This is a genomic window from Actinocorallia sp. A-T 12471 (genome assembly GCF_033875155.1).
Classification (GTDB): domain Bacteria; phylum Actinomycetota; class Actinomycetes; order Streptosporangiales; family Streptosporangiaceae; genus Actinocorallia.
The window spans coordinates 1-10716 of sequence record NZ_JAWZTE010000013.1; the positions used below are offsets into that span (position 1 = coordinate 1).

Below are 10716 nucleotides of genomic sequence, written 5' to 3' on the forward strand. Positions count from 1 at the left end.
GCTACGAAGCGCGGTAGGCGGCCCGCCCGTAGGGAACACCCCCGCGTGCGCGGGGAGCAGCACTCCGGAGCCATCGAGTGGGACCTCCGCAAGGGAACACCCCCGCGTGCGCGGGGAGCAGGTCATCTCGGACAGCTGCGCGTCCTGGATCTCGGGAACACCCCCGCGTGCGCGGGGAGCAGAGGTAACGCTCCAGGTGCAGGTGCATGTACTTGGGGACACCCCCGCGTGCGCGGGGAGCAGGACGTCTCCCTCGACTTCGCCCAGCGCCAGGGGGGGACACCCCCGCGTGCGCGGGGAGCAGCGTGATGTGGCCCGACCGCACCGCGACCGTCCGGGGACACCCCCGCGTGCGCGGGGAGCAGCGTTGACGCGCTGGTCCTGCCGCCGCTGGGCCGGGGACACCCCCGCGTGCGCGGGGAGCAGGTGGTGATCGCCCTGGCGAGGGACTCGATGATGGGGACACCCCCGCGTGCGCGGGGAGCAGAGGAGTTGACCAGCGGCTTTAGGTTGGGAGGAGGGCGTTTTTCGTTAGTTGTGGGTTAATGGTCATTTTCGGTTGTTTGGTAGTTTTGGTTTTGGGCGGGTGGATCGGGGTGTGGGGCTCTTCTTGATTATGGGGCTGGAGGGGTGGGGATGAAGGGCTTCTTGTGGTTTGGGGTGGTTGTCTTGAATGCTGGCTTTTGGGTGTTGTGGATGGGATTCTTTTGGTGGGCCGACGGAGTGGGGGCGTCCGGGCTGGTTCAGGCGGGTGCGGATGTCGGCGTGGAGAGTGGCGGCGCGGCGGGCCGTGTACTCTGACGCGATCGCCTCGGCCTCATGGGCATGAATCAAGCGCACGAGGGCGTCGCCACTGCGTTAGAGAACCCGGCCAGTTCCTAGACAGTAGGCAGGTCCTCGCGGCGAGGGAAGAAACGGGCGCGACCACTCCGCCCTATCGGAGAGGCCCCCGCGTGCGCGGGGAGTAGATCGGGAGGGTGGGGCGAGCTGTGCCATTCCAGGGAACACCCCGCGTGCGCAGGACGTAGGGGAACGTGGCCCTCGCCGCCCTGCTGACCGCGGGAACACCCCCGCGTGCGCGGGGAGTAGTGCGGACAGACCGCCCACGAGTAGCCGATGTCGGGAACACCCCCGCGTGTGCGGGGAGTAGGTCCACGCGCCGCCGTGCGACCCAGTCGCCGTGGGAACACCCCCGCGTGCGCGGGGAGTAGCTCCCTCGAGCAGCAGCGTGGTAGCCAGCCGTGGGAACACCCCCGCGTGCGCGGGGAGTAGGCCTGGTCGCGGCGGTCGAGGAAGCTGGGGCCGGGAACACCCCCGCGTGCGCGGGGAGTAGAGGAGTTGACCAGTGGCTTTGGGTTGGGAGGAGGGTGTTTTCGTTAGGTGTGGGTTAATGGTTATTTTTGGTTGTGTGGGGGTTTGGGTTTGGGGTGGGTGGGATGGTGAGGGGGTTTTGGGGGGTGGCCGTGGTGGCGTTTGAAGGCGGTGCTTAGGGAGTAGGGGGTGGTGTAGCCGACTCGGTGGGCTATGGATTCTAGGGTTAGGGAGGGGTTGTTTAGGAGATCGGCGGCTAGGTTTAGGCGGTGGCGGGTTAGGTGGGTTATGGGGGGTTCGCCTACTAGGGCGGTGAAGCGGCGGGTCAAAGTGGAGCGGGAGGTGTTTAGGTGGGTGGCCAGGGAGTTGAGGGTCCAGGGGTGGGCGGGGTTGTGGTGGAGGAGGCGTAGGGCTTGGCCGACGAGGGGGTCGGAGTGGGCTTGGTACCAGGCGGGAGGGTTGGAGGTGGGGGTGGTTAGCCAGGTGCGGAGGAGGGTGATGGTTAGGAGGTCTAGGAGGCGGTCTAGGACTGTGGATTGGCCTGGGGCGTCGGTGGTTATTTCGGTGGAAAGGGCCGTGATTAGGGGGGTGTGGGTGGGGGTGGGGGGGAAAGTGAGGAGTGGGGGGAGGGTGGTGAGGAGGTCGCGGGCGGTTTCGGCGGGGGTTTCGTAGGTGCCGGTGAGCATGACGGTGTGGCCGTCGGGGGAGTTGCCCCAGGTGCGGAGGCCCTGGGACATGGGCTCTTCGAGGCGGGTGCCGTCGAGGGAGCGGCAGATCTGGCCGGGGCCGATAGAGATCTGCGGGGGAGTGTCGGGGGAGTCGGCGACGGTGTAGGGGGCGGGGCCTCGGGCGAGGGCTGCTACGCCGGGGGTGAGTTCCACGGGTGGGCCCGCGGCGGGGGTGATCCAGGCCGTGCCGCGGGCGAGGACGACGACCGTCAAGGGGGCCTCGTCCTCGATGCGCATGGACCAGGGCGGGTCCATGACCGAGCGCAGGAGGAACGCGCCGCGTGCGCGCTGGCCATTGAGCAGGGCGGCTAGGGCGTCCATGGCAGGACGGTAGCGCGTGAGACGCACGCGTATGCGGGTGAGCCCTTCGAAGATGGAAGCCGGGGGTGCGCGGCCTGTGGAATGGACGCATCGGACACCCCTCGTTAAGGAGCTTCCATGACCCGTGTACTTCTGCTCGCCTCGGCCGTCGGCGCGGGAGTGGGCTCGGGCGTTTTCTTCGCCTTCTCCACGTTTGTCATGCGGGCGCTCGGGACGCTGCCGCCCGCGCAGGGCGTCGCGGCGATGCAGGCGGTCAACCGGGCCGCGCCGCACCCGCTGTTCATGCTCGTGCTGTTCGGCACCGCCGCGACGGGCGTCGCGGCCGGAGTCACCGCGCTGCGTGACACCTCCGCGCCGGGCGCGGCCCTGACGGTCGCGGGGGCGGCCCTGGCGCTCGCGCCCGTCGTGCTGACCGTCGTCTACCACGTCCCCTACAACAACCGCCTTGACGCGCTCGATCCTCTTGCCCCCGTGACCGTCGACTTCTGGACCGCGTACCTGTCCCGCTGGACGGCCGTCAACCACGTCCGCTTCCTTACCGGGGCCGCCGCCGCGACCTGCTTCGCCGCCGCCTACCGCGGCGCACGCTGAGTCCGGAAGGCCGCCGCGCGTACGGCGGCCTCCCGGACGGTTCAGACGAGGCCGTACGTGGCGGCGTTAGCGAAGTCGTCGTCTACGGCGACGACGGGATGCGCGATGGTGTCGAGGAGGGAGGCGGCTATCGAGGCCCGATAGCCCGCCGCGCAGTGCACCCAGATCTCCCCGTCGGGCAGTTCGCCCAGGCGGTCGGCGAGCGCGGCGAGCGGGATGTGTAGCGCTCCCGGGATGTGGGACGCGGTCCATTCGAGGTCGCGCCGGACGTCGAGGACGGTGACGCGCCGGTGCCGCAGCACGTCGGCGAGCTCGGCGAACGTCGCCGTCTCGTAGGTGCGCAGGGGTTCGCCGTCCGACCACTCGGCGGGCGTGCCGACGTTCGCGGCGGCGGGCCGGTCGATCCCGATCCTGACGAGTTCGCGCTGGGCCGCGGCCAGTTCGGCGGGCGTCTCGGCGAGCAGCGTCAGCGGCGTCCCCCACGGGATGAGCCAGCCGAGGTAGGTCGCGAGCTGGCCGTCGAGGCCGATGTTCAGCGTTCCCGCGACGTGGCCCGCGGCGAACGCCTTGCGGGTCCGCAGGTCGACGACCCATTCGCCGTCGCCGATCCTGCGGCGGATCTCCCGCGCGTCGGCGCGGCGCGGCTCGGACAGGTCGGGCGCGCCGGGGCCCGCCGCGTTCGCGGGGGCCATGTGGACGTAGTACGCGGGGTAAGCGTCGAGCCCGGCCAGAAGCGCCGTGACGTACCGCTCCTCGGACTCGGTGAGCACGGGGTTCGTCCGCTTCTCCACGCCGATCGTGGACGACGTCGCCTGGCTCTGGGTCGCCGAGCAGAAGCTCCCGAAACCGTGCGTCGGGTAGATCCCGGTGCCGTCCGGCAGCGCGTCCGCGAGCCGGCGGGCCGACGCGTACTGCGCGCGGGCGAGGGCGTCGGTGTGCTCGGGGCCGAGCAGGTCGGGCCGTCCTGTGGAGCCGTACAGGAGGGAGCCCCCGGTGAACACAGCGGGGTCGGAGCCTTCGGCGAGAAGGACGTACGACAGGTGGGTGTGCGTGTGGCCGGGGGTCGCAAGCGCGCGCACGGTCATGTCCCCGACGGCGATCTCCGTGCCGTCCGCTACGGGCACCCGGTCGAACGCGACGGCGTCGGCCGCGTTGACGTGGTACTCGGCTCCGGCCGCCTCGGCGAGGGCGAGCCCGCCGGTGACGTAGTCGTTGTGCAGGTGGGTTTCGAAGACGTGGGTGATGCGGACGCCGAGGTCGGCGGCGAGCCGCCGCATCCGGTCGATGTCGCGCTGCGGGTCGATCACCGCGGCGGCGGAGCCGTCGTGCACCAGGTAGCTGCGGTCGCCGAGCGTCGGCGTCTCCAGGGGAACGATCTCGATCACGCGGAACACACCTCCCGGCTGCGACAGAGCTCGCCGCTCAGCCAGACCGCGCATACCCGTTCGATATCGAACAACAAGAGCATTTCCTCTCCTCAAGCCCGCCCCGGAACCGCCAGGGGCATAACTCTGTACATCTGATAGGAAATACCTGGATATCACGCCGACTCGCCCCACCGCCACACAGCGCCGCAGGTGAGACCCGGTCCACCCGGCTAGAACTCCAGCGGGACGATCACCGTCACCCCGTCGGACGTCCCCGGCTCGCCCCGCGGCAGGACCGAGAACGCCCCGCTCGCCTCGTCGGTGAAGCCGGGCCGCAGGGACACCGTCTCGCCCGCCATCGACGCCGGGAAGTCGAAGGCGAACGCGTACACCACGTCCCCGTTCGGCGGGATCGTCCCCGCCGATTCCAGGGGCAGCCCGCCCGGGTCGGGATCGCCGACGACGGTCATCTCCGCCGCGTGGGCGGGCGCTTCGCCGACGTTGCGCGCGATGAAGAACAGATCGAACTGCCGCGACCCGAGCACCCCCGACGGCGTCGCGGCGAGCCCGGACACAAGCCGCCAGTCCTGGTACGCGGGCGGAACCGGGCTGTAATGGTTGACGAAGAAGGCACGCCAGGTGTCCGAAGCCTCACCCGGCGTGGTCTGCGTGCAGGACGCCGACGCCGGGGTCACGACGATCACCGAGGTCTTGCGGGGGAAGCGGTTGTCGTAGGCGAGGAGCGCGAGCGAGCCAGGCGTGGTGTCGTCGAACCCGAACACGACGACCTGGTGGGACCGCTCGATCCCGCCCGGGTGCACCAGGATGACCGGGGCCGGCCTGCCCGCCTGGATCTCTGCCTTGACCTGCGCGACCTGCTCGGTCAGCAGGGTGGGGAGCAGGAGCGCGGGCGCGTGCGTCAGCTTCAGGAAGCTCGCCGCGGCGTGCCCGTCCGCGAGGTGGAGCAGCGGCGTCAGCGGAGGCAGGGGGACGGGCAGCCCGAACGGCGACTCCTCGAGCCCGACCGAGGACAGGTGCCGCATCAGGATCGTCTTCCACAGCCGGGAACCCGTCGGCGGGACGCCCTGCGAACCCGTGTAGTCGGCGGTGGAATGGGTGGGTACGGGGGCTCCGGCGTGGAAGTAGTCGAGCGCGGCGAACGCCATGCCACCGCACAGCCCGGCGAGCGCCGTGTTGCCGGAGACGCCCGGCAGCATCGCGGTCGGCACGACGGTGACGAACCGGTTCGCGAACCTGAATCCATGGTCCTCAGGGGTGAATCCGGTGAGTTCCAGACCCATCACGGGCCCCTTCCTCTCAGCGGCGATCAGCCGCCCCCGAGCCCGCTCCCTTCATTTGTCGATCTCCCCGGGATGAGGCCCCTTTCTTTATGCGAGCGTAATCCGCGGCACAGAATCATCCGGCTAAGGATTCTCCAGATTTGCGGAGTCCTTTTCACCCGACACGGCGGCGCCGGCGTGTTTGCGGACGCCGGGGTCGGGGTCGTCGCGCAGCCGGACGGCGAGGCGGGCCGCGGTCTCCGGCGACGCCCACGCCAGGCAGGCCGCCGCCGCGACCCGCAGCCTCGGATCGGCCTCCCGCGCGGCGTCGGCGAGCACATGGCCCGCGCCCATCCGCCCCGCCAGATAGACGGCCTTGGCCGCCAGCGGCACGTTCGAACCCCGCGCGAGCAGCGTGAGATACGGCAGCGCCCCAGGCCCGAGCGCCGCAGCGGCCGGGTAGTCGACCTCCTCCGGCATGAGCCGGTCGAGCACGTCCTTCAGCGTGACGGTCACGGCATCCCCCGGTGCCTCAGGACGGCGGCCTCGGGCGGGCTGAGGTCGGGCGGCGGCCGGGTGATCGAGCGGGTGCCGCCCCCGGTCATGAGGCGGTCGGCGGCGTCGACGTGCCGGAGGCCAAGCACATGCCCGAGCTCGTGGCCCAGCGTCCACAGCCCGGCCCCGCGCGCGACGACGGCCCCGGGACGCCCTGGCGGGTGGGCGGCGCAGCCGTCCATCGGCGGCACAGTGCCGCGCACGAAGTAGACGACGAGATCACCGGGCCCCGCCCCGTCGCGGTGCCCGAACAGCGCGCGCTGCTCGCCGGTGAGCTGGCCGCTGTGGCAGCCGCCGATGTCGAGATCGGCGAGGTCGGGCAGGTCGAGCGTCTGTGTGCCGGCCAGGTGCAGGCGCAGCCCTGCCGTGCCGAACACCCGCTCGGCGGCCGCGAACATCTCCGCGATCGCGACGTCCGGGACGGCGAGGATCTTGACGTGCACGCGGACCACCTCAGGCTCGATCCCGATCCGGTCGGCGGCGTCGAGCGGCCAGTCGCCGAGGCCCGTGCCCCTGGGCGTCGCGGAGACCGCGCGCAGCCCGCCGTCGGCGCACTCCAGGACCCCGAGCCCCGCAGGACCCGCGACGACGACGCGGGCCCGCCCGTCCCCCGCGAGGTCGGCGGCGGCGACGCACCTGTCGCGCCCGGCGTCGAGCCGCCACGCGCCGAGCACGTCCCCGTCGGATGCCTCCGCGCGCGGCGCGAACCCGCCGTCGCTGAGGCCGAGCACCGCGATCCCATCGGCCCCGGAGACGACGATCTCGGCGCGCCCGTCACCGTCGAAGTCGCCCACGGGCCCCACCCGCGCGGCGTGCGGCGACGCCAGCAGGGAGCCGCCCCGCAGCACGGCGAGCCCTTCGGCCCCGACGAGCAGGACCTCGTCCCGCCCATCCCCGGCGAAGTCGGCTGCCGCGATCGGGAAGTCGACCTCGCCGAGCACCGCAGGGCCGAGCATGAAAGGGCACGTCAGCGCCCCCGCGTCGAGCTTCAAGACCCCGAGCCCGCCCGGCCCGGAGACGACGATCTCCGCGCGCCCGTCCCCGTCGAGATCGCCGACGGGCCCGAACCGATCGCGCGCGGTGTCGAGCGTCCACGGGCCGATCCGCGCCCCGTTCGGGACGGTCGCCAGGGAGTCCGGCGCGCCGGGCCCGGCGAGCGCGAGGACGGCGATCCCCGCCTCGCCGACGACAAGAACCTCGTCCCGCCCGTCGCCGTCGAGGTCTCCGGCCGGGCCGAAGCCGTCGTTGACGACGTCGAGGAGCCGGCCGCCCACGGCCGAGCCGTCGCGCGCCGTCATCACCGAGCCGAGCGCCCCCGGGCCGTCGCGGGCCAGCACCGCGATCCCCTTGACCCCGCTGACGAGGATCTCGGCGCGCCCGTCGCCGTCGAGGTCAGCGACGAGGTGAAACCGGTTCTTCTCCGCGTCGAGGAGCCAGTCTCCGGCGAGGACGCCGTTCGGCGCGATCAGCTCGGCCCGCAGCGCGCCGCCGGACCAGCCGAGTAGGCCGAGTCCGGCGGAGCCGGTGACCGGGATCTCGGCTCTGCCGTCGCCGTCGAAGTCGCCGCGCATCGTGCCGTCCGTCCGTCCGTCGGAAACGTTCGGGAGGCGCTGACAGGCTACCCGGGCCGTCCCGGGGAAATCGAAGGTATTTCCGCCGCTTTTCGCGATGTGGCGTTACCGTGCCCCGGCGCGTCTGCAAGTGGGCGGCAGCTTTACCGGCGACCGGTTCCGGCTTTTCTGCCGACCCGGGCACGCTCGAAAGAAGAAAGCGCATCCGCAATTTCCGGGGAGATTCCCGTGCCGAATCTGCTGATCGTCAGGGCCGCCGACCATCTGCTGCTCGGGGTCGACTGGTCGGGTTTCACGGTCACCGGCACGGGCCCCGACGGTCTGCCGAGGCTGACCGCGGGGGAGAACGCGCGGATCGTCCTGATCTTCCCGCCGCAGCATCTCGCGGAGGAGGCGTCCAAGCCGAACAGCCCCGCGCCCGAGACGCGGCCCGCGCCGCCGGGCGGTTCAGTGCCGGTGTGGCGCGCCGCGCTGTCGGGCCCGAGCCGTCTGGTGTTCGCGGCGGCCCGCGACACGGTGTTCACCCCGACCGCAGAGGGCGTCCTCGCGGCGCTCGCCGACGCCAGGCCCGTCGCCGACACCGCCGTGGAACTGCCCTGGCGGATGATCTTCGCGCCGGAGACCCGTGACGCGGGCGACGAACTCCGCGCGGTCCACCCCGAGGCTCCGGTGCGCGTCGGCGACGTCGCGGGCCTGTGGCGGACCCGGCTCGTCGCGGTCCCGCCGGGCGAGCCTCCCGGGAGCGACGCGAACCTCGCCCTGCGCGCCGTCGACGCCGCCGCCGCGGCCACCCCCGACCCCGTCTTCGACCCGCCGTCGGAGAAGATCCCGCCGCTCGGCAGGGCCGAGCGGATGCGGCTCGCCGCCGAGGCCGCGGTGCGGCCCGCGACGGCGTCACGGCTTGAGCTGAGCTCGCTCGGCGGCACCCTGTCGGCGCGCGGCACCTGGGAGAACTTCAGGTGGGAGCACGACGCGGTGCTCGGCCGCGACATGCGCGTGCGCACCCTCACCTCGGGCGTCCTGTACCCGCTGGGACACCGCGCGGTCTACCTGGAGTTCAGCGAGCGGACCTTCGACCCGGCGGCGGGCGGCGCGGCGGTCCTGCGCGTCAGGTTCGCGCTGACCGTCACCGAGCCGGTGCGCCGCCCGCCCCAGGACGGCCCCGCGGCCCGCGCCTTCCCCTTCGACGACGTCGAGATCACCACGCTCGCCTACCCCGACCTTGACGGAGCACAGTGGCAGGACCAGGACGTACCCGGCATGGGCCGCGTCCCCACCCACTTCTGGCCCAAAGCGGGCAACGCTGAGGTGGCGTTCCCCCTCCGCTGCGGCACCCCCGAAGGGGACGTGAGGTTCGAACTCCCACTGCTGTTCGTCGCCGACCTCATGCCCGGCTTCCCGTCGCTCACCGACCCGACGATGGCCGCCAAGTTCGCCGCGGCCTACGGGACGCGCTCCGCCGCCCTCCCCGGCGTCCCCCTCGACCTCGTGCGGGCGAGCCGTGAGGCCGACTCAGAGACCGGCCACCGCGACGGCGACGTCCACGAGGTGCACCGCCTCGTCGTCGCCGGGGCCCGCGACGCCGCGGGCTTCCTCCCAAGGCTCGACGCGCTCGCCGTGAAGCTGCCCGCGCTGCGGACGCTGCTCGGCGAGGACACGCTCCGCCAGGTCCGCTTCGCCGAGGACTACCTGCGCGACGGCCCGGTCCGCGACGTCCTGCTGGAACTGGAAGAGCCGATCGACGTCAGCTTCGTCGGCCGCACCGACCGGTCGGGCGGCCTCGTCGCCCCGCACCTGGTCACCGACGCGATCTCCCGCACGGTCGGCCCGGTCGACCTCGCCGCGCTGCCCGACCCCGGCACCGGTCTCATCGACCCGCGGAGCCTGTTCCCCGCCGACGCCACACTGATGGGCTTCGGTCTCAAGGACCTCGTCACCGACCTGAAGGAAGCGCCCAAGATCACCTCGGTGCTGCGTCCCGGCCGCCCGCCCGCGACGCGGATGGAGTGGACGGGCGTCAAGCTCAAGGAGGCCGGCCCGTTCAAGCCGGTCGGCGCGAGCACCCTCGACCTCACCGTGACGGTCTCCGAAGACGGCGTCGACACCCTGTGCACCGCCCGGAACTTCGCCCTCGAACTCCCGCTCCCGGCACATCCGCTGCTGCGCGTGCAGTTCGCCGCGCTGTCGTTCACCCAGACCAGCGGCCGCCCGCCCGTGCTCGACGTGACGGGCGTCGACGTGAAGTTCCTCGGCGAACTCCAGCTGCTGGAACAGCTCGGCGACGTCGTCGACCTCGGCGATCTCGGCCCGCTCCTCGACGTCACCCCCGCCGGGCTCGTCGCGGGGTACTCGCTGCCGCTGCCGTCGGTCGCGGCCGGCGCGTTCATCATGCGCGACATGTCGCTGAACGCCGGGATCGCCGTGCCGTTCGACGGCCGCCCGGTGTCGATGTCGTTCGGCTTCGGCACCCGGGAGAACCCGTTCACGCTCGCGGTGCTGATGTTCGGCGGGGGCGGTTACGTAGAGCTCGAAGTGGACAGGACCGGCCTGCGCAGGCTGGAGGCCGCCCTCGAGTTCGGCGCGATGATCGCCGTCGACTTCGTGGTCGCGCACGGCGAGGTGCACGCGTTCGGCGGTATCCGCTTCGTGCTGACCGGCGACGGCGAGGTGTCGCTCACCGGCTACCTGCGCATCGGCGGCTGCCTTGAGGTGCTCGGCGTCATCACCGTGTCGGTCGAGCTGCTCATCGAGCTCGCCTACCAGTCGTCCACGAAGGCGCTGGTCGGCAGGGCGATCCTGGTCATCGAGGTCGATCTGACCCTGTGGTCCGACAGCGTCGAGCTCGACAGCGGCACCTGGGTGCTGGCGGGCGGCGGCGCCGGAGACCGCGAACGCGTCCTCGCCGGAGGCGGGGCCACCCCCGAGGGCCTGGCGCGCTGGCGCGCCTACCAGGCCGCGTTCGCACCCCTGTGAGACAACCCCATGACAGCGA

General features: G+C 72.0%; 7 protein-coding genes and 1 CRISPR repeat array. Of the genes, 2 read left to right on the plus strand and 5 right to left on the minus strand.

Annotation, left to right across the window (positions count from 1 at the left end):
• Positions 1–31: 31 nt before the first annotated feature.
• Positions 32–488: direct repeats of the CRISPR family, unit length 29 nt; unit sequence GGGGACACCCCCGCGTGCGCGGGGAGCAG.
• A gap of 906 nt (positions 489–1394) precedes the next feature.
• Positions 1395–2360, minus strand: coding sequence for an AraC family transcriptional regulator (locus tag R9X44_RS28880; RefSeq protein ID WP_319817475.1), 966 nt, complete (start codon positions 2358–2360; stop codon positions 1395–1397).
• Positions 2361–2477: 117 nt separating this feature from the next.
• Here R9X44_RS28880 and R9X44_RS28885 point away from each other — a divergent pair, with 117 nt between their 5' ends.
• Positions 2478–2951 (plus strand): DUF1772 domain-containing protein, encoded by a 474-nt coding sequence (locus R9X44_RS28885; RefSeq protein ID WP_319817476.1) that lies wholly within the window; start codon positions 2478–2480, stop codon positions 2949–2951.
• A gap of 41 nt (positions 2952–2992) precedes the next feature.
• On the opposite strand, the gene R9X44_RS28890 is transcribed toward R9X44_RS28885, so the two are convergent.
• The 4 genes from R9X44_RS28890 to R9X44_RS28905 all read right to left on the minus strand — a co-directional run bounded on the left by R9X44_RS28890 (position 2993) and on the right by R9X44_RS28905 (position 7724).
• Positions 2993–4336: an MBL fold metallo-hydrolase gene (locus tag R9X44_RS28890; protein WP_319817477.1), complete on the minus strand. Its 1344-nt coding sequence runs from the start codon at positions 4334–4336 to the stop codon at positions 2993–2995.
• 212 nt (positions 4337–4548) lie between these two features.
• Positions 4549–5619: a hypothetical protein gene (locus tag R9X44_RS28895; protein WP_319817478.1), complete on the minus strand. Its 1071-nt coding sequence runs from the start codon at positions 5617–5619 to the stop codon at positions 4549–4551.
• A 123-nt stretch (positions 5620–5742) separates the two neighbouring features.
• Positions 5743–6114, minus strand: coding sequence for a hypothetical protein (locus R9X44_RS28900; RefSeq protein ID WP_319817479.1), 372 nt, complete (start codon positions 6112–6114; stop codon positions 5743–5745).
• Positions 6111–7724 (minus strand): VCBS repeat-containing protein, encoded by a 1614-nt coding sequence (locus tag R9X44_RS28905; protein WP_319817480.1) that lies wholly within the window; start codon positions 7722–7724, stop codon positions 6111–6113. The genes R9X44_RS28900 and R9X44_RS28905 overlap by 4 nt, the downstream gene beginning before the upstream one ends.
• A gap of 228 nt (positions 7725–7952) precedes the next feature.
• Here R9X44_RS28905 and R9X44_RS28910 point away from each other — a divergent pair, with 228 nt between their 5' ends.
• Entirely contained in the window at positions 7953–10697 is a 2745-nt protein-coding gene (locus tag R9X44_RS28910) for a hypothetical protein (protein WP_319817481.1), read from the plus strand.
• The last annotated feature ends 19 nt before the right edge of the window (positions 10698–10716 follow it).

Excerpts from the sequence above, each read along its gene's own strand:
- R9X44_RS28880 (WP_319817475.1), bottom strand. The coding sequence starts at position 2,360 with ATGGACGCCCTAGCCGCCCTGCTCAATGGCCAGCGCGCACGCGGCGCG.
- R9X44_RS28885 (WP_319817476.1), top strand. The coding sequence starts at position 2,478 with ATGACCCGTGTACTTCTGCTCGCCTCGGCCGTCGGCGCGGGAGTGGGC.
- R9X44_RS28895 (WP_319817478.1), bottom strand. The coding sequence starts at position 5,619 with ATGGGTCTGGAACTCACCGGATTCACCCCTGAGGACCATGGATTCAGG.
- R9X44_RS28905 (WP_319817480.1), bottom strand. The coding sequence starts at position 7,724 with ATGCGCGGCGACTTCGACGGCGACGGCAGAGCCGAGATCCCGGTCACC.